Below are 23,405 nucleotides of genomic sequence, written 5' to 3'. Positions count from 1 at the left end.
CGGCCGAACAATCATTGCCCGTGGATAATGAGAAAGAAACGTTGATGCTGTGTCGGCTTCGCCACACCATGCCGATACGTCTGCGCGCTTGCCGGAATCATCCGGATCGGCTAAGGGCGCGGCGATTGTGCGGCGCAGCAAAGCTGCAGGCCGCCTGACCTCCTATTCGAAAGTAGTCCGATGTCCGCCCCGCTTCCCTTGCGCAATATCGCGATCATTGCGCACGTCGACCATGGCAAGACCACGCTCGTCGACCAGCTTTTCCGCCAGTCCGGCACGTTCCGCGACAACCAGCGCGTGGACGAGCGCGCGATGGATTCCAACGACCTTGAAAAGGAACGCGGGATCACCATCCTGGCGAAGCCGACCTCGATCGAATGGAACGGCTATCGCATCAACATCGTCGACACCCCCGGCCACGCCGACTTCGGCGCCGAAGTGGAGCGCATCCTCTCGATGGTCGACGGCGTGATCCTGCTGGTGGACAGCGCCGAGGGCGCGATGCCGCAGACGAAGTTCGTCACCGGCAAGGCGCTCGGCCTCGGCCTCAAGCCGATCGTCGTCGTCAACAAGATCGACCGTCCCGACGGCCGCGCCAACGAAGTGCTCGACGAAGTGTTCGACCTCTTCGTGGGCCTCGACGCCAATGACGAGCAGCTCGATTTCCCGACGCTCTACGCCTCTGGCCGCAACGGCTATGCCAGCGAGGACATCGACGCGCGCGATGGATCGCTTGAGCCGCTGTTCCAGCTCATCGTCGACCACGTGCCGGCCCCGGCACTGGAAGTCGAAGCGCCGTTCTCGTTCCTCGCCACCCTGCTCGACCGCGACAACTTCATGGGCCGCGTGCTGACCGGCCGCGTCCAGTCGGGCACGATCAAGGTCAACGACCCGATCCGCGCGCTCGACCGCGACGGCAAGGTCGTCGAGACCGGCCGCGCTTCCAAGCTGCTCACCTTCCGCGGCCTCGACCGCGTGCCGGTGGAGGAAGCCCGCGCCGGTGACATCATCGCCATTGCTGGCATGGAAAAGGCCACCGTCGCCAACACCATCGCCGCGCCGGAGGTAACCGACCCGATCGCCGCACAGCCGATCGATCCGCCGACGCTGGCCATGCGCTTTGCCGTCAACGACAGCCCGCTCGCGGGCCGCGAAGGCGACAAGGTGACGAGCCGCCTGATCCGCGACCGGCTGATGCGCGAAGCCGAAACCAACGTCGCCATCCGTGTGACCGAATCCGCCGACAAGGACAGCTTCGAAGTCGCCGGCCGCGGCGAACTGCAGCTTGGCGTGGTGATCGAGACGATGCGCCGCGAGGGCTTCGAACTGGGCATCAGCCGCCCGCGCGTGCTGTTCCAGACCGACGAGGACGGCAACCGCACCGAGCCCTACGAAACCGTCGTGATCGACGTGGACGATGAATTCTCCGGTACCGTCGTCGAGAAGATGCAGCGCCGCAAGGCCGAGCTGACCGAGATGCGTCCCTCGGGCCAGGGCAAGACCCGCATCACCTTCTCCGCCCCTTCGCGCGGCCTCATCGGCTACCACGGCGAGTTCCTCTCGGACACGCGCGGTACCGGCATCATGAACCGCCTGTTCGAGAAGTACGGTCCCTACAAGGGCCAGATCGAAGGCCGCATCAACGGCGTGCTGATCTCGAACGCCGCCGGTGAAGCGGTGGCCTATGCCCTCAACGCGCTGGAAGATCGCGGCATCCTCTTCGTCAAGCCGCAGGACAAGCTCTACGAGGGCATGATCATCGGCGAGAACGCCAAGCCGGACGACCTCGAGGTCAACCCGATGAAGTCCAAGCAGCTCACCAACTTCCGCTCGAGCGGCAAGGACGACGCGATCCGCCTGACCCCGCCGAAGATCATGACGCTGGAACAGGCCATCGCCTATATCGACGACGACGAGATGGTCGAAGTGACCCCGCAGTCGATCCGTCTGCGCAAGGCGATCCTCGATCCGCACGAGCGCAAGAAGGCCAACCGCAAGAAGGAAGCCGCGTAAGCCGCAACGGCCGCGGCCTTCCCGCACAAAAAAGCGGGCGACGGACCGAGATCCGCCGCCCGCAGGCTCCTCTCAAACTTTGTGCCGGCTCAGAACCGGAAACCCACCGTCGCGCGCAGCGAGTGGTAGTCGAAGTTGCCGTCGCTCGCCTTGATGCGGGTGGTGCCGGAATCGAGCACGAAGGGATTGGTGGCCGGAGCCGTACCCTGTGACACCGCCACGTCGTACTTGTAGTCGTGGTAGCGGTTGTAGAGGTACTCCAGGCCCAGGCTGATGTTGTCCGTCAGCATGACCTCGGCGCCGCCGCCAGCCTGCCACCCCCAGACGTTCGAGCCGTTGCGCTCCGGATCGAAGGCATTGGCGGTGTTCGTGGTCGTGAAGGTGTGGTCGATCTTGGCATAGCTGGCGCCGCCCGTCACATAGAACAGCGCGCCGCCGCCGGGCGTGTAGCCTGCGCGGCCACGAGCGGAAATCGCATAGTCCAGTTCGCGCTGGATCGCGTAGCTCGCCGGCGTGGTACTGAAGCCGCTGGTCGCGTCCTTGGCATTGCTCTTGGCCCCTTCGACAAGGACGCCCACGACGAAGTTGCCCATGCGCTTATCGTAACCGACGCGGGCACCGAACTCCATCTTGTCGCGATCGCTGCGACATCCGCCGGCCGGCGTCGAGCCGTTGGCGCGGCCGTTGCAGAAACCGGGGCCAAAAGCGTTCGCGCCAGTGGTCGTCGTGACCGTATCGTCATAGCTGCCGTCGCCGTTGGTATCGAAGACCAGCGTGTCGCCCGCATCGTTGTTCTGGGCCGAAAGGCCGTCGAATACCTGCACATAAGGACCGTCGAAGTGGTCGGAGCGGTCCTGCGCCTGCGCGGGTGTGGCAGACAGGGCAAAAGCGGTGGCCAGCGCCGATGCGGCGCCTGCAAGTCGAATAGTCCTCATGATCACCTTCCTGATGTGGGAGCGCCGTCAAGGCGCGATAACAGCGCCCAAATGCATCAAGGGTGCGTCGGGTTTCCAATGCACGGTTAAATTTTCTACATTGAAACAATTAGTTAACCAAAAATAGCAGTCTGTCGCGGATCTAACCCGGCTTGTCCCGACCCCTCGTCCCGCCGGGAACTTTTCATGGCGCACCCTGAACTCGATCCAACTTGGAGCCGGCACCCTTCGCCTCGGGGCGACGTACCGGCGCGCGCTGACCCTATCCGCCTGCCTGTTCATACAATTTCCTGCAAACCTGAACGGAACCTGCTCGATCCGCTCCGGATCCGTTCAGCCACCCTCCTCTAGAAAGGAAATACAGGACGAAAGGGCCCAGGCCCGATGTCCACGGAACAGGAATTGCCACCATGAGCTTGATCAGAAAGACCGTACTGGCAGGCACTCTCGCCGCCACCGCCCTTGTCACCACTGCCGTGACGGCGACCCCGGCTGCTGCCCGCGACTATCACCGCGGCGGCGACGATACTGCCGCAGTCGCGATCGGCGCAGGCGTGATCGGCCTCGCCCTCGGCGCGATCATTGCCTCTTCGAACAACGACCACGACCGGTATCGCGACCGCTATTACGACCGGGGCTATGCCTATGGCCCCGCCTACACGAGCGGCTGGTACTACCGCGACGGCTATTACTGGGACCGCGACGGCCGGCGCCACAGCAGGGCCGAGTATGGACGCCGCCACCGCGACTACCGCCATCACAACGCCCGGCGCGACCGTGACTACGATCGCCATTACGACCGTCGCGACTGGCGCCGCGATCGCTGATCGCACACCGATGAACTGACAGCCGGATCTCCTCCTTTCCGGCTACCTGACGCCCGGCACCTTCCCCTTGGCCGGGCGTCTTTTCGTTTCGCTTCACCCGCACTCGATTACGAACCGCTTGATGCATATCAAGGTGCTTCGGCAGGTGGCATGGTCTCATGCGCATCAGGGCGGGGGCCTGTGATGGAGGTGTGTGTGAAGCGTCCCTTGATTTTGGCTTGCCTTGCCGCGTCGGCTCTTTCGCTTGCCGCTTGCCACGACGGCTATGACAGTCGCGTCGCCGTAGGCTGGTCCAGCTATCCGTACTACGGCTGGTATGACGGGTTCTACGGACCGATCTACGACGGGTACTGGGTGGGCAGCATATTCTATTTCCGTCTGAGCCCCCAGGAACGCGCGTTCCGGCGCGGCGATCCGCTGCATTTCCGCCATGGCGACGTGCGTCCGCCCGAACCGCGCTTCCGGCGCTTTGAAGGGACCCTGCGCCCGCCGCCCAAGGGCACGCGCATGCCTCGCTTCGAGCCACCGCGAGATCGCCGGAACCCGCGCGACAGGCGCGACAGGCGCGACCCGCGCTGACGGTACGGTGGCTTTCGTTCCCTTCCGTCGGAGGAAGCGAAAGCCCCATTCCTGCCGGCAAACGGCGAGCGAGAGAGAGTGCGATGCCGCCCTGGCAGGCGTAAAACGCGCTCTTTCGATACAACTTGCGACAAATTCAGCACGAGTTCAGTCCGCGCGTGCCAGACCGTCTTCCTATCGTGCCTGCCGAAATCGCCGTCACCCGGTTGGCAAATCACAAGGGAGACGCAAGTCAATGATTAAGGGATTGAAAAAACTCGGGCTCGGCACGGCCCTGGCAGCGTCGGCGCTCATGGCCGCTTCGCCGGCCATGGCCCGCGACCACTATCGCCACCGTGACGGAAACGATGCCGCGATTGCCATCGGCGCCGGCATCATCGGCCTCGCCATCGGCGCCGCCATCGCGGATCGCCACGACGACAGGTACTACGATCGCGGCTGGTACCCTGCCCGCCGCTATGTGACCGTGCGCGGTCACCCCGGCTATTACTATTACTACGAGGGTCATCCGCACCGCTATTACCGGGACCGGTATTACAGCCGCTACTACGCGCCGTATTACCGCGAACGCTGGGGGCGCGGATACGACAGGCGGTATTCCGACCGCCACTGGCGAAACGAGCGGCGCCACTGGCGTCACGAACGCCGCGAATGGCGTCGCGACCGGCGTCATCACCGCCGCGAGCATCATCGCCGCTACGGCCGCCACCATCGGCGCTGATCCCGCGCGCTGACAGGCACGGCATTTCATCCGGCCGCCCCGCATTCATGGCGCGGGCGTCCGGATGGATCGGCTCTCGCCAAGCGAAGCCGCTCCGGCTATGGCGCTGCCCATAATGGACACCGCCGACCTGCGCATCGCCCTTTTCTCGGGCAACTACAATTACGTTCGCGACGGCGCCAATCAGGCGCTCAACCGTCTTGTGGGCTATCTTCTGGGCCAGGGTGCGCAAGTGCGCGTCTATGCTCCGGTGGTAGAGAAGCCTGCCTTCGAACCGACCGGCGATCTCGTCGGTGTCGGTGCAGTGCCGATTCCATCGCGCTCCGAATATCGCATTCCACTGCGCATCGCCGGCAAGGCCCGGCGCGATCTCGAAGCTTTCGCCCCCAACGTGGTGCACGTCTCTTCGCCCGATCCGGTGGCCCACCAGGCGGTGACCTGGGCCCGCAAGCGCAAGCTGCCGGTGCTGGCCTCGGTCCACACCCGCTTCGAGACCTATCTGCGCTATTACAACATGGCCTGGGGCGAGCCGGTGATCGAGGCGATCCTGCGGCGCTTCTACCGGCGCTGCGACGCGCTCGTCGCGCCGTCGGAAAGCATGGCGCAGGTCCTGCGCGACCAGCGCATGAACTACGACGTATCGATCTGGTCGCGCGGCGTCGACCGCGACATCTTCAACTCCGGCCGGCGCGATCTCGAATGGCGCCGCTCGCACGGCATCGGCGACGACGAGGTGGCGATCGGCTTCCTCGGCCGGCTGGTGATGGAAAAGGGCCTCGACGTCTTTTCCGATACGATCGACGAACTGCGCCGCCGCGGCGTGCCGCACAAAGTACTCGTCATCGGCGAAGGTCCGGCCCGCGAATGGTTCGAATCGCGCAATCCCGGCGCGGCCTTCGTCGGCTTCCAGCAGGGCGCAGACCTCGGCCGCGCGGTGGCCTCGATGGACATGCTGTTCAACCCGTCGGTCACCGAGACCTTCGGCAATGTGACGCTCGAAGCGATGGCCTGCGGCCTGCCCGTCGTCGCCGCTGCCGCCACCGGCAGCCAGAGCCTTGTCGACGACCGCGTTTCGGGCCGGCTGGTGCCTCCGGGCGCAGTCCACCAGTTCGCCGAGGCGCTCAAGGCCTATATCGAGGACCCGGCGCTGCGCCATGCCCATGGCGGTGCCGGCGAGGCCCGCGCCGCGGAGTTCAGCTGGGACCGGATCAACCAGGCCGTCGCCGATACCTACCTGCGGCTGATACGCCAGAAGCCGCGCAGCTAGCGCAGCACCCCGAACCGGCGCATCCGCACGGAATACCAGAGCAGCGCGATCGCCACGATCCAGATCGTTACCGTGAACGCGACGCTTCCCGGTGCCGTCATGCTGTCCGGCATGTTCGAGGAAAACTGCCAGATCTGGGTCACCGCCAGCCCGATGAGCGACGCTGCAAAGGCGGCAACCGCCCAGCGCGAGCGCAGGAGCAGGAACAGCGATCCAGCCAGAGCGCCCCAGACGCCGAGCGCCCAGGGCACCAGCGTCCAAGTCGGCGCGGAGTCGAGCCAATTGATCATTTCGGGCGTAAAGCCTGCGAGATAGGCGGAATTGCGCGTCACCGTCATGGTGAAGTCTGCACAGCCCATGGCATTCCACAGGAGCGAGAGGACCGCGATGATCCAGAAGGACACAGGGGCCCTGGTTCCAGTGGTCGTACCGATTGCATCAACCATCGTGCTTCTCCCCCGCATGTGATGAGGCTGCGGACAATATCCCTGCGCCTCCCCCGATGCAATCGCGCGCAATAGTCGCTAGATAGCCCGCATGGCCGACCTCTTTGCCGAAGACCTGCCCGCTGCTTCCCCCGACGAACCGCGCGACGACGCGCCGCTGGCCGACCGGCTGCGCCCGGCCACGCTGGCCGATGTCGTGGGGCAGGAGCACCTGACCGGGCCGGAAGGGGCGATCGGGCGCATGGTCGCGGCCGGGCGCCTGTCCTCGATGATCCTCTGGGGCCCGCCGGGCACCGGCAAGACCAGCACCGCACGGCTGCTCGCCGATGCCGTGGGCATGCGCTTTGCCGCGGTGAGCGCGGTGTTTTCCGGCGTCGCCGATCTCAAGAAGGCCTTTGCCGAAGCCGAAACCATGGCCAAGGCGGGCAAGCGCACCCTGCTCTTCGTCGACGAGATCCACCGCTTCAATCGCGCCCAGCAAGACGGCTTCCTGCCCTTCGTCGAGCGCGGCACGGTGACGCTGGTCGGCGCCACGACCGAGAACCCCAGCTTCGCCCTCAACGCCGCGCTGCTCAGCCGCGCGCAAGTGCTTATCCTGCACCGGCTCGACGCCGAAGCGCTGGGCGCGCTGCTCGACAAGGCCGAGGCGCTGGAAGGCCCCCTGCCCCTCGATGCCGATGCCCGTGAAGCCCTGATTGCCTCTGCCGACGGTGACGGTCGCTTCCTGCTCAATCAGGCCGAGACGCTCTATGCCGCGAAGATCGACGAGCCGCTCGATCCGGCCGGGCTCGGCCAGTTCCTGCAGCGCCGCGTCGCCGTCTACGACAAGGACCGCGACGGGCACTACAACCTGATTTCAGCGCTGCACAAAAGCCTGCGCGGCTCGGACCCCCAGGCCGCGCTCTACTATCTCGCGCGTATGCTGACTGCCGGGGAAGAGCCGCTCTACGTCCTGCGCCGCCTCGTGCGCTTCGCCTCCGAAGACGTCGGGCTCGCCGATCCGCAGGCGCTGGTACAGTGCCTTGCCGCCAAGGATGCCTACGAGTTCCTCGGTTCGCCCGAAGGCGAACTCGCGATCGTCCAAGCCTGCCTCTATCTCGCCACTGCGCCCAAATCGAACGCGGCCTATGCCGCGCAGAAGGCCTCGTTCAAGTCGGCGCGCGAGACCGGTTCGCTCGCCCCGCCTGCCAATATCCTAAACGCCCCGACCAAGCTGATGAAGGACATCGGCTACGGCAAGGACTACGCCTACGACCACGACGCGCCGGACGGCTTTTCGGGCGACAACTACTGGCCCGAGGACATGGCGCCGCAGACCTATTACCAACCGGTCGAGCGCGGCTTCGAACGCGAGGTGCTCAAGCGCATCGAGTGGTGGGACAAGAAGCGCGCCGAGCGGCGGGGCCAGTGAACGCGGCTCGCTTTCGGCACTTCATGGCGATCGACTGGTCCGGCGCCCGGGGCGCGCGGCAGAAGGGCATTGCCGTCGCCCTGTGCAGCGACGCCGGCGAGGCTCCTCGTCTGTTGCAGCCCGAAGGGCACGCGCACTGGTCGCGCGAAGACGTGCTCGCCATGCTGCTGGAGCACCTGCCGGACGATACGCTGGTCGGCCTCGATCTCGGCATCTCTCTGCCTTTCACCGATGCCGGCGCCTTCTTTCCCGGCTGGGACGACAGCCCCGCCGACGCCCGGCAACTCTGGGCGCTGATCGACACGATCTGCCGCGACGATCCGCACCTCTCCGCGACCAGCTTCGTCGATCACCATGAGGCCAGCGCCTATTTCCGGCGCCACGGCGGCCGCGAAGGGTCCCTGTTCCACCTGCCCGACGCCGCGCACCGCCGCGGCCGCATGCGCGTGACCGAAGAGGCGCAGGCACGGGTCGGGTGCAAGCCCTACTCGAACTTCAACCTCGTCGGCGCCGCGCAAGTCGGCAAGTCGAGCCTCACCGGCATGCGATTGCTGCACCGGCTGGACGGCCGCGTTCCTGTCTGGCCCGTCGACCCGCTCCCGCCCTCGGGATCCGTCGTGGTCGAAATCTACACCACGCTCGCCGCCGTCGCGGCCGGCCGCAGCGCGTCGCGCGCCAAGATGATCGATCGCGAGAGCCTGAACGCGGCGCTTCAGGCGCTCGGTTCTCCACCCGTGCCGGGCATCGGCGCGATCGACGATCACAGCACCGATGCCTTGGTCACCGCCGCATGGCTACGCACCGCTGCCCACCGCGAGGACCTCTGGCACCCCGCTGAACTGACCGACGAACTGGCACGAACCGAGGGCTGGACCTTCGGCGCGCCATAGCGCAAAACGCCCGCCATCGGAGGCGCCACCCCCCCCAAACCCCGGCGCCACTCCACCATGATGACAGGGACGCACACGATCTCATGAAACACAAACTGCTGGCAGGCCTGGCCTGCCTTGCGCTGGGCACTTCCGCGCTCGCCGCGCCCGCCCCCGCACCCACCGGCGTCGCCGCCGCGCAATCTTCGGGCTGGGACCGGTACGTCGAGACCACGATCGACAAGTGGTTCGCAATCGACCCGGCCTTCGCCGTCTATGAAGGCGCGCACGCCTACGACGGCAAGCTGGCCGACTGGAGCGAAGCCGGCCTCGAGGCCAAGGGTGCCTTCCTGCGCTCGGTCATTGCCGATGCGCCAAACTTCAAGGGGCTGACGCCCGAGCAGGCCTTCGAGCGCGACTACATGGTGCAGGTCGCCAAGGGCCAGCTGTTCTGGCTGGAAGATGCGGACCAGCCGCACACAAATCCGGAATACTACATCAACGGCGGGCTCGACCCGAACGTCTACGTCAGCCGCAACTACACCGACAAGGCCGCGCGAATGAAGGCGATGATCGCCTTCTTCAAGGGCGTGCCCGAGGCGGCCAGCCACATCCGCGCGAACCTGAAGACGCCGATGCCGGAAAGCTTCGTCAAGCTGGGCGCCGACGCCTTTTCCGGATACGCCGACTACTATCGCGGCGATGCCCGCGCGGCCTTCGCCGATGTGGCAGACCCGGCGCTGCAGGCGGAGTTCAAGACCACCTCAGAAGCAGCCGGCGCAGCGATGAAGGAACTCGCGGACTGGTTGTCGCAGGTTCCCACCAACCAGGACTACGCGCTGGGCGCGGAGCGCTTCTCGCGCATGCTCGCCGCCACCGAGGCCGTCGACATTTCACTCGACAAGCTGGAAGCGGTCGGCCGGGCCGACCTGAAGAAGAACCGCGAAGCGCTAGTCACGGCCTGCGCGCAATATGCTCCGGGCAAGACGGTCCCGGAATGCGTCGCCAAGATGAGCGCCGACAAGCCCGAGGACGGCCCCGTCGCCGAAGCGCGCCGTCAGATCCCGCGGCTCGTCTCCTTCGTACGCGAGAACGGCATCGTCACCATCCCCGGCGACAAGATGGCGGCGGTGGAGGAAAGCCCGCCCTACAACCGCGCCAACTCCGCCTACATGGACCCGCCGGGACCGCTCGAGAACAACCCTTCCTCGGTCTATTACATCTCGCCGCCGGACCCGACCTGGTCCCAGGAAAAGCAGCTCGATTATGTTCCGGGCAAGGACGACCTTCTGTTCACCAGCGTCCATGAGGTGATGCCCGGCCACTACCTGCAGTTCCTGCATTCGAACCAGGCGCCGACCATCGTCGGCCGCCTCTTCGTCGGCTACGGTTTCGCCGAAGGCTGGGCGCACTATACCGAGCAGATGATGTGGGACGCCGGGCTCGGCGACGGCAAGCCGGAAGTCCACATCGGCCAGCTTTCCAACGCCCTGCTGCGTGACTGCCGCTTCGTGTCCGCCATCGGCCTGCACGCGCGCGGCATGACGCAGGAGGAATCGAAGAAGCTGTTCATGGACCAGTGCTACATCGACGAAGGCAATGCCGAACAGCAGGCCGCACGCGGCACTTACGATCCGGCCTACCTCAACTATACGCTGGGCAAGCTGATGATCATGAAGCTGCGCGACGACTGGACCGCCACGCGCGGTGGCCGGGCGGCGTGGAAGCAGTTCCACGACCAGTTCCTCAGCTACGGCGGCCCGCCGATCCCGCTGGTTCGCGAAGAGATGATGCACGAAGACGCGCCCCACGCCGTCTTCTGAAAATAAGCGCAAAATCGACTGGACCGGCGCCCCTGCCTCGCGGTAAGGGCGCCGGACTTGCTTCACGGCACGCCGGTTTAGCTCAGTTGGTAGAGCAGTTGATTTGTAATCATCAGGCCAGGGGTTCGAATCCTCTAACCGGCACCATTTCCCGCCTTTACCCGACAGCTTCCTGAGGTCCGGCCCGCAATCCGCGGTTGCGCGGCGGCGCGGCATCGTTAGTGCCTGTGGCAGAGGTCTTGGGGGCTGCGCATGCCTTTACGCGCATCGACGATTCTGGCGCTGGCGCTGCTGGCGGTCCTGTTCGGGATCGCCGCCATGGTCGAATCGCGGCGCGCCACCTTTCAGCATCGGCCGCGCCTACGACTATGGGCCTATACCCTTTCGCTCGGGGTCTACTGCTCGAGCTGGACGTTCTACGGCGCCGTCGGCACTGCTGCGCGCGAGGGCTGGAACTACCTGCCGATCTATGCAGCGCCGATGCTGGTGCTGCTGGCTGCCCCGCGCTTTCTGGCGAAGCTGACGCGCGCGGTCGCGACCGAAAAGGCGGCCACCGTTTCCGACTTCATCGCCGCACGCTTCGGGCACGATGTCGTCGTCGCCCGGCTGGTGACGGTGACCGCGCTGCTCGGCTCGATCCCCTATATCGCATTGCAACTGCGCTCCATCGGCAGTGCCATGTCGATCGTTTCGGCACGCTCGGTGACCGAGCCGGTGATGATGGTCGCGGCGTTGCTGCTCGCGCTCTTCGCGATCCTGTTCGGCGCGCGGCGCTATGAAGTGGCGGGCCGCGCCGAAGGGCTGGTCTATGCCATCGGGCTGGATTCACTGCTCAAGCTGCTGGCGCTCGCTGCCGTCGCCGCGCTTGCGGGATTCCTGCTGCTCCATGCCGGCCCCGCAGACCTGAGCCGGGGCTGGGCTGCGGCAGCCGAGCAGTTCGGGCCGCAGCATCTCTCAATGGAGTTCGCCGTCATCGCCCTGATCTCGGCGATGGCCATCGTCGCGCTGCCCCGGCAGTTCTACATGGGGCTGGTGGAAGCGCGCGAGCCCGGCGATCTGGTGCGTGCCCGCTTCGGCCTAGCCGCCTACATCGGCCTGATGGCAGCGCTCATCCTGCCGATTGCCTTCGCCGGTACCGCCCTGCTGCCATCGAGCATGGTGCCGGATCGCTACGTACTGCAACTTCCCGAGATCACGGACAGCACCTGGATTCTGGCGACTGCGCTGCTCGGCGGTGTCGGCGCGGCGGCATCGATGGCGATCGTCGATTCCACCGCGCTGGCGACGATGGTCTCCAACGATCTTGTGTTCCCGTCGGTGTTCCGGCGCGGCCCGGCCCGGCAGTCGGGCGAGATGGGCCGGCGCATGCTGGGCATCCGGCGCGTCACCATCCTCGCGATCATGGCCCTCTCGCTGGTCTGGGCCCTGCTGGTCTCTTCCGAGAACTCGCTGGCATCGATCGGCCTCATCGCCTTCGCCGCCATGGCGCAGTTCACACCGCACCTGCTGCTGGCGACCTACAGCGCCGGACGCGATGCCATTGCCGCGCGCGCCAGCCTCTCGGTGGGGCTGGCCTTGTGGCTGTACACACTGGCCCTGCCGCCGATCCTGCCGCCCTCGTGGCTGACGGCGCTGGTCCCGACCCCGTTCGACCCGCTCCATCTGTTCGGCATCGGGCAGGCAACGCCGCTGGTGCACGGCGTGTTCTGGAGCCTCGGCGCCAATCTGGCGATCTACGCCCTCGTCGCCGCGCGCGGGATCAAGCCCTCCGCGCTGCCGCGTTTCCGCCGCGGGCAGCATCAGGTGGCGGACCTCGGCGACCTGGTGGCACTGACCGCCAGCTTCGTCGGCGAGGAGCGCGCGCGGGAGGAATTTACCGAGGCGCAGGCCGGCACGCCGGTCGACCGCACCTCGGCCCGCCGCGCCGAAGAGCTGATCGCGCGCGTCGTCGGCGTCTCCTCGGCGCGCGCGCTGATTTCATCGGCGCTCGAAGGCGGGACGATGCGCCTGCCCGAAGTCACGCGGCTGCTCGACGAGGGAAGCCGCAGCATCGGCTTTTCGCGGCAGCTGCTCGCGGCGACGTTCGAGAACCTCGATGCCGGGATCAGCGTCATCGATGCGGACCTCAACCTCGTGGCCTGGAACAGCCGCTACGAAGCGCTGTTCGACTATCCGTCGGGCCTGCTGCGCGTAGGCGTGCCGATTGCCGACCTGATCCGCCACAACGCGCTGCGCGGCGACTTCGGCGAAGGCGATCCCGAGTTCCACGTCGACAAGCGCCTCGGGCACTTCCGCCGCGGCCTTGAGCACAGCTTCGAGCGCAGGCACCCCGATGGCCGCGTGATCAAGACCGTGGGCGGTCCCATGCCCGGCGGCGGCTATGTGACCAGCTTCACCGACATTACCGAAGATGCGCGCGTGCGCGAGCAGCTGCGGCGCACACTCGAAACGCTCGAACAGCGCGTCGCCGAGCGCACCCGCGAACTGAGCGAGGCCAACCGCCGCCTCGCCGAAGCGGGCCGTGACAAGACGCGCTTCCTCGCCGCGGCCAGCCACGACCTGCTGCAGCCGCTCCATGCCGCGCGCCTCTTCACCGCTGCCATAGAGCGTGACGTCTCGGCCGATGCCCTTCCCCTCGTCGAGCGCGTCGAGAATGCCATCAGTGCCGCCGAGGACCTGCTGCGCGCGCTGCTCGACATCAGCAAGCTCGATGCCGGCGGTGTGGAGCCCCGCCCCGAACCCGTCGCGCTGGCCCCGTTCCTTAGCGATCTGGCCGAGAGCTTCCGCCTGATGGCCGAGCGCAAGGGCCTGACGCTGAGGCTCGGGCCGCTGCCGGGCCATGTCCGCACCGACCCCGGACTGCTGCGCTCGGTGATCCAGAACTTCCTCGCCAACGCCGTGCGCTATTCCGAGCGGGGCGGCGTGCTGCTGGGCGTACGCCATCGCGACGGCGGGCTGCGCATCGACGTGATCGACACCGGGGTGGGAATCGAGGCCGAACAGATCGAGACGATCTTCGGCGAATTCACCCGGCTCGGTACGGTCGAGGCGGAAGGCATCGGCCTCGGGCTCGCCCTGTCTGAACGCATCGCGCGCCTGCTGGGCGGGACGATCACCGTGCAGTCCAATCCGGGGCGCGGCAGCCGCTTCAGCTTCTGGCTGCCCCCCATGTCCGAAACGCCGGATAGTCCACGGCCCGAACAACAGCCGGGGGCCGCATCCGCGACGCCGACAAGGCTGGACCTTCTCGTCGTCGACAACGACCCGCGAATCGTCGAGGCCAGCCTCGCTTTGCTCGACCGCATGGGGCATCGCGCCATCGGTGCCACCGGCATGGCGGAAGCGCTGCCCTACAGCCGCCGCGTCGATGCCGTGCTGGCCGACTACCGGCTCGACAACGGCGAGGACGGCCTTTCGCTGATCACGGCCATGCGGGAGGAAGCGCCGGGGCTCGCTGCCGTGATCATCAGCGCCGAGGATGGCCCCGACTTGCGCGAACGCGCCGCCGCGCTCGGCGTATCGGTGCTGGCGAAACCGGCTTCTGCCTCGGCCATAGAGGCCTTTCTGGCCGGTCTGTCAGTGCCGCAGATCGAGCCCTAGCGAACGCGCCACCAATGCCGCCTGCGTGCGGTTGGAAACGTCGAGCTTGCGCATGATCGCAGTCATGTGCGCTTTCACCGTGGCCTCGGTAATGCCGAGCGAATGGGCGATCTGCTTGTTGAGCTGGCCGTCGAGCACCGCCAGCAGCACCTTGAGCTGCATCGGCGTGAGGTCGGCGACATCGCGGCGGACGGTGTCCATCTGCGCGTCGCCCGATCCGGCACCGGTAGACGCCTTGCCGCCCAGCGCATCGCGGATCGCGGCCTCTATGGCCGAGAGATCGCTGTCCTTGCGCAGGAAGCCGATGGCCCCGAAGGCGCGCGCTTCCTCCGCCGCCCCGGCCCCGTCGGCGCTGGAGACGACGAGGATGGGAACCGAGGGGCGCTCGGCATGAAGCAGGGCAATGCCCGAATAGCCCACCGCGCCCGGCATCTTGAGATCGAGCAGGATCAGCCGCAGGTCCTCCGCCTCGACAGCGGCATGGGCGGCAGCCGAGAGCGTCCCCGCTTCGCGCAGGGTCGCACCGGGCATCACCTTCTGCACCGCCAGCGCGAGCGCCTGGCGGAACAGCGGGTGATCGTCGGCAATCAGGATCGTGTCGCTCAAGCCCCTCTCGTCACGCGTCGGCCGGCTGCGGCCTGTTCGCGATGAGGTTATCGACGACGGAGGGATCCGCAAGCGTCGAGGTGTCGCCGAGGTTCGAGAAATCGTTCTCGCCGATCTTGCGCAGGATGCGGCGCATGATCTTGCCCGAGCGGGTCTTGGGCAGACCCGGCGCGAACTGGATCACGTCGGGCGTGGCGATCGGGCCGATCTCGTGGCGAACCCACTGGACCAGCTCCTTGCGCAGCGCCTCGTCGGGTTCGATTTCCGAGTTGCAGGTGACGAAGGCGTAGATGCCCTGCCCCTTGATCTCGTGCGGCATGCCCACCACCGCGGCTTCGGCCACTTTGTGGTGCGCCACCAGCGCGCTTTCGATCTCGGCGGTGCCCATGCGGTGACCGGAGACGTTGATGACGTCGTCGATGCGGCCGGTGATCCAGTAGTACCCGTCCTCGTCGCGACGGCAGCCGTCGCCGGTAAAGTAATAACCCTTGAAGGTGCTGAAATAGGTCTGGAAGAAGCGGTCGTGATCGCCCCAGACCGTGCGCATCTGCCCCGGCCAGGAATCGGTGATGACAAGGCAGCCGTCGCCCGCGCCCTCAATTTCCTTGCCGTCTCCGTCGAGCAGCTTGGGCTTCACGCCGAACATCGGCTTGGTCGCCGAACCGGGCTTGAGCGCGATCGCGCCCGGCAGCGGCGAGATCATCACGCCGCCGGTCTCGGTCTGCCACCAGGTGTCGACGATCGGGCAGCGCCCCTCGCCCACGACCTTGTGATACCATTCCCACGCTTCCGGGTTGATCGGCTCGCCGACCGACCCGAGCAGGCGCAGCGACTTGCGGCTGGTCTTTTTCACCCACTCGTCGCCTTCGCGCATCAGCGCGCGCAACGCCGTGGGTGCACCGTAGAAGATCTCGACATCGAACTTGTCGACTACCTGCCAGAAGCGGCTGGGATCAGGAAAGTTGGGCACGCCTTCGAACATGACCGTGGTCGCGCCGTTCATCAGCGGGCCGTAGACGACGTAGGAGTGGCCGGTGACCCAGCCGACGTCGGCGGCGCACCAGTAGATCTGGCCGGGGCGGTAGTCGAAGACGTATTCGTGCGTCATTGAGGCCCAGACCGAATAGCCGCCGGTGGTGTGCAGCACGCCCTTGGGCTTCCCGGTCGAGCCGGAGGTATAGAGGATGAACAGCGGGTCTTCCGCGGCCATCTCTTCGGGTTCGCATTCGGCGGACATGTCCGCGACCGAACTGGCCCAGTCGATATCGCGTCCCTCGGTCATCGCCACGCCGGCCCCGGTGTGTTCGAGGACGATGACGGTATCGACGCCCTGACAATGCGTCAGCGCCTCGTCGACATTGGCCTTGAGCGGGACCTTCTTGCCGCCGCGCAGGCCCTCGTCGGCAGTCAGCACCACGTTGCTGTCGCAGTCGGTGATACGCCCCGCAAGCGCGTCGGGCGAGAACCCGGCGAAGACGATCGAGTGGATCGCGCCGATGCGCGCGCAGGCAAGCATGGCCACTGCCGCTTCGGGGACCATCGGCAGGTAGATGGTGACGCGCTCGCCCTTCTTGACGCCGCGGCTCTTGAGCAGGTTGGCGAACTTGCAGACGGCTTCGTGCAGTTCGCGATAGGTGATGCGGCGTTCCGGGTTCTTCGGATCGTCGGGCTCCCACAGGATCGCGATCTCGTCGCCGCGCTCGGCAAGGTGGCGGTCGAGGCAGTTGGCCGAAAGGTTGAGCGTGCCGTCGGAAAACCAGGAAATGCCGAAGTCGGCTTCGTTGAAGCTGGTCTGCTTCACGCCGGTGAAGGGCTTGATCCAGTCGATGCGCTGCGCTTCCTCGCGCCAGAAACCCTCGGGGTCATCCACCGAGCGCTGGTACATCGCCTGATAGCGCGCTTCGTCGATCAGCGCGGTTTCGGCCCAATCGCCAGGAACGGGATATACGGCCTCGGCCATTTCTTGATCTCCTCTCCGGTGTGGTTCGCCGGCGCCCCGGCTTTGCGGGCAGCCTAGCACAAAGCGAATCGAACCGGCGTATTAGACATTGGTCGTAGATGCTCCACCATGGTCGGGATGGCTGCAAGCATGCAATTCATCCGATGATCCTTCCGGTCCCGCAATGCCCCAGAGGACTAGGCGGCAAGCGGACCGGCAAGGAGAGGGTGATGAAACACAACAACAGGCCCCTGACTGGCGCATTGCTTGCGGCAAGTTGTCTTGTCGCACCGCAGACCGCAGCGGCCGCCACCGACCGGGAAGTACAACTCGAAGCGCGGCTCGAAAGGCTCGAAGCCGAAATGCGACTGCTGCGTGCCGACCTCGCGTCCGCACGGCAGGAGCAGGCCGAAAGCGCGGCGCAGGCACAAGCCGCCATCGCCACCGCCAATGCCAAGTCCGAAGAAGCCACCGCCAAGGTCGCCGCCATCGAAAGCCGGCCGCAGGGCGACGGTTTCAAGTCCGGCGACACCACCATCAAGCTTGGCGGCTATATCAAGATGGTGGCCTCGGCGAGCCGCTTTTCGGACGGCGAAGTCGCCACCAATTCGCTGGGCCGCGACTTCTACTTGCCCCAGACGATCCCCACCGGGGGTGGCACGGCCCAGAAGGTCGAGGACTTCACCGCCAAGCAATCGCGCTTCTGGCTCAACCTCGATACCGCCGTGGGCGGGCAGAGCGTGAAGGGCCTCGTAGAGGTCGACTTCCAGACCGCGCCGGGCACGCAGGGCTCGCAGCGCACCACCAACGGCTACAACCTCGCGCTGCGCCGGGCCTGGATGCAGGTGGGCCGCGTGACCATCGGCCAGGACTGGTCGAGCTTCCAGTACACCGGCGCCCTGCCCGAAAGCACCGACTTCGTCGGCGCGACCGAAGGCACCGTCTTCGTTCGCCAGCCGCTGATCCGCTATTCCATGCCGCTGGCTGAGGGCATGACGCTGCATGCCTCTATCGAGGAACCGGAATCGGGCACCGCCACGGTCGGCTCGCCCGCCCTGACCGAAAACGGCGACGACCGCCTGCCCGACTTCGCGGCGCGCCTGGCCTATACCGGCAAGATCGGCGAAGGCTCGCTGGCGGTCCTCGCGCGACAGGTCCGCGTCGACAACGCCGGCGTTGCCGCCGACTCCTTCGGCTGGGGCATCAGCGCCGGCGGCAAGATCTGGCTCAACGATTCCAAGTCGAGCGATGTGCGCGCCCTCGTCACCTACGGCCACAACGCCAGCCGTTACATCGGGCTCAACTTCGCGCCGGACGCGGTCTACGATCCGGTGACCAACCAGCTCGAAAGCGTGAACGTGATCGCCGCGCTTGCCGCTGCCCGCATCGCCATCGCACCGGGCTGGCGCGTCAACGTGATGGGCAGCTACCAGCGTGTCGACTACGCCGATGCGCTCGGGACGCTCGCAATCGCCAGCTTCAACAAGCAGGCCTGGAGCGCGGCCGCCAACCTCTTCTACTCGCCGGTGAAGAACATCGACCTCGGTATCGAATACCGGCACGGCGAGCGGGAACTGGTGAGCGGCGCAGACGGCGCGCTCGACCGCATCGAATTTGCCGCAAAGTACAGCTTCTGAAAATGAACCCGCCGATCCTGCAACGACGGGGCCGGCCCCACTTGGGAGAGTGAGCAATGGCTACGACATATGATGCCATGCCGAAGCACCACAAGGCAACGCACGACGAGAAACTCGTCATCACCGCGTCGTCGCTCGGCACCGTGTTCGAATGGTACGACTTCTACCTCTACGGCCTGCTGGCCACCTTCATTTCGAAGGTCTTCTTCGCGGGCGTGAACGAGACCACCGGCTTCATCCTCGCGCTGGGCGCCTTCGCGGCGGGCTTCGCGGTGCGCCCCTTCGGCGCACTGGTGTTCGGGCGGGTGGGCGACCTCGTCGGCCGCAAGTACACTTTCCTCGTCACCATGGGTCTGATGGGCCTTTCGACGTTCGCGGTCGGCCTGCTGCCCGGTTACGACACCATCGGCATTGCCTCGCCGATCATCCTGGTGACGCTGCGCATCGTGCAGGGCCTCGCGCTCGGCGGTGAATACGGCGGCGCGGCAACCTACGTTGCCGAGCACGCGCCCAACAACAAGCGCGGCCTCTACACCAGCTTCATCCAGATCACCGCGACCTTCGGCCTCTTCGCCGCGCTGCTCGTGGTGCTGGGCGTGCGCACCGGCATGGGCGAGGACACGTTCTCCGGCTGGGGCTGGCGCGTGCCCTTCCTGCTTTCGGCGGTGCTGCTCGCGGTCTCGATGTGGATCCGCATGCAGCTCAACGAAAGCCCGGTCTATCAGAAGATGAAAGACGAGGGCACGACCTCCAAGTCGCCGATCAAGGACTCCTTCGGCAAGTGGGGCAACCTCAAGTTCGTGCTGATCGCGCTGTTCGGCGCCGTCGCAGGCCAGGCGGTGGTCTGGTACACAGGCCAGTTCTACGCGATGTTCTACCTTGAAAAGATCCTCAAGGTGGATGGCGCGACGACCAACTACCTGATCGCCATCGCGCTCGCCCTCGGCACGCCGTTCTTCGTGTTCTTCGGCTGGCTGTCGGACAAGATCGGTCGCAAGTACCTCATCCTGGGTGGCTGCGCGCTGGCATCGCTGACCTACTTCCCGGCCTTTCACACCCTGTCCAACGCCGCCAACCCGGCACTTGCAGCAGCGACGGCGAATGCGCCGGTCGTCGTGACCGCCAACGACGCCGAATGCTCGTTCCAGTTCGATCCCATCGGCAAGAACAAGTTCGATGCCTCCAGCTGCGACATCGCCAAGGCCTTCCTCGCCAAGAGCGGCATCAACTACACCAACCGGGCCGCCGCTCCGGGCACGGTCGCCTCGGTCGCCATCGGCGGGCAGACGCTGACCGCGCCCAACCCGGCCGAAGTGACCGGCGAAGACCGCGTCGCGGCCATCGCCGCCTATCAGGAGAGCATAAAGAGCGCGCTGGCCGATGCCGGCTATCCCGCCACGGCCGATCCGGACCGGATGGACAAGGTCACGGTCGTCGCGATCCTGTTCTACCTCGTGCTCCTGGTCACCATGGTCTACGGCCCGATCGCCGCCATGCTGGTGGAACTGTTCCCGACGAACATCCGCTATACCTCGATGTCGCTGCCCTACCACCTCGGCAACGGCTGGTTCGGCGGCTTCCTGCCCACCACCGCCTTCGCCATGGTCGCGGCCACCGGCGATATCTACTACGGCCTGTGGTACCCTGTCGTGGTGGCCGCGGCCACGGTAGTGATCGGCCTGCTCTTCCTCCCCGAAACGTTCAGGAGAAATATCGACGCCTGACCGTTTCCCCGCGCCGCGCCGCGCCCCGACGGAGGAATTGCCCCCGATCAAGGCGCGGCGCGCCATTCTGGTCCAGCCGATGGAGACACCATGAAAAAGACATCCCAGCTCACCACCCGCACCGGCATCAGCCTTTCCGTTCGCCCCGCCACCGAGGGCGACGAAGGCGTTCTGGGCGCCTTCTTCGATGCCGTCAGCGACGAGGACCGGCGCTTCCGCTTTCTTGCCGCCAGCGAGCACGTCAGCCATGAACAGCTCGAGCCGCTGTTGCACGCAGACCACTTCCGGTCCGAAAGCTTCCTCGCCTTCGACGATGCCAGCGGCGAACTCGTCGCCTCGGCGCTGCTGGCCTGCGACGCGGATTGCGACACCGGCGAAATCGCGGTTTCGATCCGCAGCGACTACAAGGGCAAGGGCGTGGGCTGGGCGCTTCTCGATTTCCTGGCCGGCGAAGCGAAGGAGCGCGGTGTGCGCCGCGTCATCTCGATCGAGAGCCGCGACAACCACGCCGCGATCGAACTCGAACGCGAAAAGGGTTTCACCCCCGAACCCTTCGACGACGACCGCACGCTGGTCCTGCTGTCAAAGACCTTGCGCTGAGAAAGAATTGCATACGGAGAGCGGTATGAGCGACGCCTACACTGCAGCCTGGAAAGCCAGCATCGACAACCCGCAGGGGTTCTGGCTGAACGCCGCGAAGGCTCTGGACTGGACCAAGGCACCCGAAACGGGCTGGAACGCGGCGGATGGCTGGTTTCCCGGCGGCCGGATCAACACCTGCCACAACGCGGTGGACCGCCATGTCGCGGCCGGGCACGGCGATGCCGCGGCGCTGATCTACGACAGCCCTGTCACCGGCACGATCGCGACGTTCTCCTACAGCGAACTGCTGGAGGAAGTGGGCCGCGTGGCCGCCATGCTGGCCTCGCTCGGCGTGGGCAAGGGCGACCGCGTGGTGATCTACATGCCGATGATCCCGCATACGGTCTTCGCGATGCTCGCCTGTGCCCGGCTGGGCGCGATCCACTCGGTGGTGTTCGGCGGCTTCGCCCCGCACGAACTGGCCAAGCGGATAGACGATGCCACGCCCAAGGTGCTGCTCACCGCCTCCTGCGGCATCGAGGGTTCCAAGGTGATCCCCTACAAGCCGATGGTCGACGAGGCGCTGCGCCTGGCCAGGCACGGGGTGGACCATGTCGTGCTGTTCCAGCGCGAACAGGTCACTGCCGAGCTTGCCGCGCCGCGCGACCTCGACTGGATGGAACTGCGCGAAAAGACGGCCGCGGACGCGATCCCCGCCTGCGTGCCGGTCGCCTCCGACGATCCGCTCTACATTCTCTACACCTCGGGCACGACCGGCACCCCCAAGGGCGTCGTGCGCGACAACGGCGGCCATGCCACCGCGCTCACCTGGTCGATGACGAACATCTACGGCATCGGCGCCGGGGACGTGTTCTGGGCCGCTTCGGACGTGGGCTGGGTCGTGGGCCACAGCTACATCGTCTACGCCCCGCTGCTGGTCGGCGCGACGACGGTGCTGTTCGAGGGCAAGCCGGTCGGCACCCCCGATCCCGGCACGTTCTGGCGCACCATCGACCGTCATGGCGTCAAGGCGTTCTTCACCGCCCCCACCGCCATCCGCGCGGTGCGCAAGGAAGACCCGGACGCGAAGTTCCTCGGCGAAATCGGTACCGGGCAGTGCCAGGCGATCTTCCTGGCCGGCGAACGCGCCGATCCGGACACCATCGGATGGCTGGAGGACAAGTCCGGCCTGCCGGTGATCGACCACTGGTGGCAGACCGAACTCGGCTGGCCCGCCATCGCCAGCTGCGTCGCGCTGGGCGACCTGCGCCGCAAGCGTGGCAGCGCCGGCTTCCCGGTTCCGGGCTACGACTTCGCTATCCTCGGCGAGGACGGAAAACCGGTGCCGCAGGGCCATAGCGGCTCGGTCGCGATCCGCTCGCCCCTGCCTCCGGGCGCCTTCCGCACGCTGTGGAACAACAAGGCGGGCTACGAGAAGAACTTCGCCGGTTTCCCAGGCTACTACGAGACGGGCGATGCAGGTCACTTCGACGACGAAGGCTTCCTGCACATCATGGGCCGCACCGACGACATCATCAACGTCGCCGGACACCGTCTCTCGACCGGGCAGATGGAGCAGATCGTCGCGCAGGAAGACGGCGTTGCCGAATGCGCGGTGATCGGTGCCGACGATGCCATCAAGGGGATGATCCCGATCGGCTTCGTCGTCCCGCGCGCGGGCGCGGAGAACGACGACACCCTGGCTTCGCGCGTGATCGCCGCGGTACGGGCGGACCTGGGGCCGGTAGCGGCGCTCAAGACCGTCTATACCGTGCCGCAGCTGCCCAAGACCCGCTCGGGCAAGATCCTGCGCAACCTGCTGCGCAAGATCGTCAACGGCGAACAGTTCGACACGCCCGCGACAATCGAGGACCCCTCTGTGCCGGAAATGCTGATCAACACGGTTCGCCGCTAAAGCGAATCACGGCCCGCTAAAGGGGCCGGGTCTATTTCCGCGCCCTGCCGGCGGCATCCTCGCTGCCGTCGTCGAGCAGCGAGCCCAACCGCTCGAGGCTGGCAAGAATCATCGCCTGCTCCCACGTCGGCAGTTCGCCGAAGGCCTCGCTGATTCGCAATTGCAGCGGCAACGGCGAGGCCTTCAGCTTTTCGCGGCCTTCTTCCGTTACCCGCAGGAGGACCTGGCGCTTGTCGTACTCGCTGCGGGTGCGGGTGACGAGGCCCGCGGCGACGAGCCGATCGACGATGTTGGTAATCGTCGCCTGCCCCAGCCAGACCGCTGCGGCCAACGCACTGGGCGTCACGCCATCGCGGCTGGCGATCTGGCGCAGGATAAGCACCTGCGAGGGAGCCAGGCCGATCGACGCGGTCATTTTGCGGGTCTCGACTTCCGCGGCCAAAAGAATTTTTCGCAGCGCCAGAAGGGCGGCGGAGGTGAGATCGGCTTCCATGTCCGAACGCTAGCTTTC

The 23,405-nt window shown here is 66.3% G+C and carries 18 protein-coding genes and 1 tRNA gene; 14 read left to right on the top strand and 5 right to left on the bottom strand.

The window, feature by feature from the left end; genetic code table 11:
* The first annotated feature begins 180 nt into the window (after window positions 1-180).
* Window positions 181-2,013, top strand: a complete 1,833-nt coding sequence (typA, locus tag LK12_RS07415; RefSeq protein ID WP_039281175.1) for a translational GTPase TypA — start codon at window positions 181-183, stop codon at window positions 2,011-2,013.
* Window positions 2,014-2,102: 89 nt separating this feature from the next.
* On the opposite strand, the gene LK12_RS07410 is transcribed toward typA, so the two are convergent.
* A complete protein-coding gene (locus LK12_RS07410) occupies window positions 2,103-2,948 on the bottom strand; it encodes an outer membrane protein (protein WP_039281171.1) in 846 nt (281 codons plus the stop codon).
* A gap of 410 nt (window positions 2,949-3,358) precedes the next feature.
* Between LK12_RS07410 and LK12_RS07405 the strand changes: the two genes are divergently transcribed.
* The 4 genes from LK12_RS07405 (at window position 3,359) to LK12_RS07390 (ending at window position 6,342) form a co-directional block, all read left to right on the top strand.
* On the top strand, window positions 3,359-3,775 hold the full coding sequence (locus tag LK12_RS07405; RefSeq protein ID WP_039281168.1) for a hypothetical protein: 417 nt from the start codon (window positions 3,359-3,361) through the stop codon (window positions 3,773-3,775).
* Window positions 3,776-3,970: 195 nt separating this feature from the next.
* The gene (locus LK12_RS07400; protein ID WP_052223243.1) at window positions 3,971-4,354 is read left to right on the top strand and encodes a hypothetical protein; all 384 of its coding nucleotides are present in this window, start codon (window positions 3,971-3,973) and stop codon (window positions 4,352-4,354) included.
* 235 nt (window positions 4,355-4,589) lie between these two features.
* Window positions 4,590-5,075 (top strand): hypothetical protein, encoded by a 486-nt coding sequence (locus tag LK12_RS07395; RefSeq protein WP_039281165.1) that lies wholly within the window; start codon window positions 4,590-4,592, stop codon window positions 5,073-5,075.
* A gap of 115 nt (window positions 5,076-5,190) precedes the next feature.
* Window positions 5,191-6,342 (top strand): glycosyltransferase family 4 protein, encoded by a 1,152-nt coding sequence (locus LK12_RS07390; protein WP_039281717.1) that lies wholly within the window; start codon window positions 5,191-5,193, stop codon window positions 6,340-6,342.
* On the opposite strand, the gene LK12_RS07385 is transcribed toward LK12_RS07390, so the two are convergent.
* Window positions 6,339-6,788: a hypothetical protein gene (locus LK12_RS07385; RefSeq protein WP_052223242.1), complete on the bottom strand. Its 450-nt coding sequence runs from the start codon at window positions 6,786-6,788 to the stop codon at window positions 6,339-6,341. The genes LK12_RS07390 and LK12_RS07385 overlap by 4 nt on opposite strands.
* 91 nt (window positions 6,789-6,879) lie before the next feature.
* Here LK12_RS07385 and LK12_RS07380 point away from each other — a divergent pair, with 91 nt between their 5' ends.
* The 5 genes from LK12_RS07380 to LK12_RS07360 all read left to right on the top strand — a co-directional run bounded on the left by LK12_RS07380 (window position 6,880) and on the right by LK12_RS07360 (window position 14,491).
* Window positions 6,880-8,199, top strand: a complete 1,320-nt coding sequence (locus LK12_RS07380; protein WP_039281161.1) for a replication-associated recombination protein A — start codon at window positions 6,880-6,882, stop codon at window positions 8,197-8,199.
* 23 nt (window positions 8,200-8,222) lie between these two features.
* Window positions 8,223-9,089, top strand: coding sequence for a hypothetical protein (locus tag LK12_RS07375; protein ID WP_197063495.1), 867 nt, complete (start codon window positions 8,223-8,225; stop codon window positions 9,087-9,089).
* An 83-nt stretch (window positions 9,090-9,172) separates the two neighbouring features.
* Window positions 9,173-10,891 carry a DUF885 domain-containing protein gene (locus LK12_RS07370; RefSeq protein ID WP_039281155.1) on the top strand — a complete coding sequence of 573 codons (1,719 nt, stop codon included), beginning with the start codon at window positions 9,173-9,175 and terminating at the stop codon, window positions 10,889-10,891.
* A 71-nt stretch (window positions 10,892-10,962) separates the two neighbouring features.
* Window positions 10,963-11,038: transfer RNA gene (locus tag LK12_RS07365), tRNA-Thr, on the top strand.
* Window positions 11,039-11,143: 105 nt separating this feature from the next.
* The gene (locus LK12_RS07360; RefSeq protein ID WP_039281152.1) at window positions 11,144-14,491 is read left to right on the top strand and encodes a hybrid sensor histidine kinase/response regulator; all 3,348 of its coding nucleotides are present in this window, start codon (window positions 11,144-11,146) and stop codon (window positions 14,489-14,491) included.
* On the opposite strand, the gene LK12_RS07355 is transcribed toward LK12_RS07360, so the two are convergent.
* Window positions 14,468-15,097 carry a response regulator gene (locus LK12_RS07355; protein WP_039281149.1) on the bottom strand — a complete coding sequence of 210 codons (630 nt, stop codon included), beginning with the start codon at window positions 15,095-15,097 and terminating at the stop codon, window positions 14,468-14,470. The genes LK12_RS07360 and LK12_RS07355 overlap by 24 nt on opposite strands.
* Window positions 15,098-15,107: 10 nt before the next feature.
* Entirely contained in the window at window positions 15,108-17,057 is a 1,950-nt protein-coding gene (gene acs, locus LK12_RS07350) for an acetate--CoA ligase (RefSeq protein ID WP_039281145.1), read from the bottom strand.
* Between the two features lie 209 nt (window positions 17,058-17,266).
* Between acs and LK12_RS07345 the strand changes: the two genes are divergently transcribed.
* The 4 genes from LK12_RS07345 to LK12_RS07330 all read left to right on the top strand — a co-directional run bounded on the left by LK12_RS07345 (window position 17,267) and on the right by LK12_RS07330 (window position 22,894).
* A complete protein-coding gene (locus tag LK12_RS07345; protein ID WP_082010400.1) occupies window positions 17,267-18,673 on the top strand; it encodes a DcaP family trimeric outer membrane transporter in 1,407 nt (468 codons plus the stop codon).
* A 56-nt stretch (window positions 18,674-18,729) separates the two neighbouring features.
* Window positions 18,730-20,397: an MFS transporter gene (locus LK12_RS07340; protein WP_039281142.1), complete on the top strand. Its 1,668-nt coding sequence runs from the start codon at window positions 18,730-18,732 to the stop codon at window positions 20,395-20,397.
* Window positions 20,398-20,487: 90 nt separating this feature from the next.
* Window positions 20,488-20,997, top strand: coding sequence for a GNAT family N-acetyltransferase (locus LK12_RS07335; protein WP_039281139.1), 510 nt, complete (start codon window positions 20,488-20,490; stop codon window positions 20,995-20,997).
* A gap of 25 nt (window positions 20,998-21,022) precedes the next feature.
* Complete coding sequence (locus LK12_RS07330) at window positions 21,023-22,894, top strand: AMP-binding protein (RefSeq protein WP_039281136.1); 1,872 nt, start codon at window positions 21,023-21,025, stop codon at window positions 22,892-22,894.
* A gap of 31 nt (window positions 22,895-22,925) precedes the next feature.
* On the opposite strand, the gene LK12_RS07325 is transcribed toward LK12_RS07330, so the two are convergent.
* On the bottom strand, window positions 22,926-23,387 hold the full coding sequence (locus tag LK12_RS07325; protein ID WP_039281132.1) for a MarR family winged helix-turn-helix transcriptional regulator: 462 nt from the start codon (window positions 23,385-23,387) through the stop codon (window positions 22,926-22,928).
* Window positions 23,388-23,405: the final 18 nt, after the last annotated feature.

It is taken from the genome of Novosphingobium malaysiense, from assembly GCF_000802225.1.
Taxonomy (GTDB): Bacteria; Pseudomonadota; Alphaproteobacteria; order Sphingomonadales; family Sphingomonadaceae; genus Novosphingobium; species Novosphingobium malaysiense.
This window is presented reverse-complemented; position numbering and strand designations above follow the sequence as displayed.

Bases quoted from the DNA above. Each gene is read 5' to 3' on its own strand.
- typA (WP_039281175.1), top strand. From the start codon at position 181: ATGTCCGCCCCGCTTCCCTTGCGCAATATCGCGATCATTGCGCACGTC.
- LK12_RS07410 (WP_039281171.1), bottom strand. From the start codon at position 2,948: ATGAGGACTATTCGACTTGCAGGCGCCGCATCGGCGCTGGCCACCGCT.
- LK12_RS07405 (WP_039281168.1), top strand. From the start codon at position 3,359: ATGAGCTTGATCAGAAAGACCGTACTGGCAGGCACTCTCGCCGCCACC.
- LK12_RS07395 (WP_039281165.1), top strand. From the start codon at position 4,590: ATGATTAAGGGATTGAAAAAACTCGGGCTCGGCACGGCCCTGGCAGCG.
- LK12_RS07390 (WP_039281717.1), top strand. From the start codon at position 5,191: ATGGACACCGCCGACCTGCGCATCGCCCTTTTCTCGGGCAACTACAAT.
- LK12_RS07385 (WP_052223242.1), bottom strand. From the start codon at position 6,788: ATGGTTGATGCAATCGGTACGACCACTGGAACCAGGGCCCCTGTGTCC.
- LK12_RS07380 (WP_039281161.1), top strand. From the start codon at position 6,880: ATGGCCGACCTCTTTGCCGAAGACCTGCCCGCTGCTTCCCCCGACGAA.
- LK12_RS07375 (WP_197063495.1), top strand. From the start codon at position 8,223: ATGGCGATCGACTGGTCCGGCGCCCGGGGCGCGCGGCAGAAGGGCATT.
- LK12_RS07370 (WP_039281155.1), top strand. From the start codon at position 9,173: ATGAAACACAAACTGCTGGCAGGCCTGGCCTGCCTTGCGCTGGGCACT.
- LK12_RS07360 (WP_039281152.1), top strand. From the start codon at position 11,144: ATGCCTTTACGCGCATCGACGATTCTGGCGCTGGCGCTGCTGGCGGTC.
- acs (WP_039281145.1), bottom strand. From the start codon at position 17,057: ATGGCCGAGGCCGTATATCCCGTTCCTGGCGATTGGGCCGAAACCGCG.
- LK12_RS07345 (WP_082010400.1), top strand. From the start codon at position 17,267: ATGAAACACAACAACAGGCCCCTGACTGGCGCATTGCTTGCGGCAAGT.
- LK12_RS07340 (WP_039281142.1), top strand. From the start codon at position 18,730: ATGGCTACGACATATGATGCCATGCCGAAGCACCACAAGGCAACGCAC.
- LK12_RS07335 (WP_039281139.1), top strand. From the start codon at position 20,488: ATGAAAAAGACATCCCAGCTCACCACCCGCACCGGCATCAGCCTTTCC.
- LK12_RS07330 (WP_039281136.1), top strand. From the start codon at position 21,023: ATGAGCGACGCCTACACTGCAGCCTGGAAAGCCAGCATCGACAACCCG.
- LK12_RS07325 (WP_039281132.1), bottom strand. From the start codon at position 23,387: ATGGAAGCCGATCTCACCTCCGCCGCCCTTCTGGCGCTGCGAAAAATT.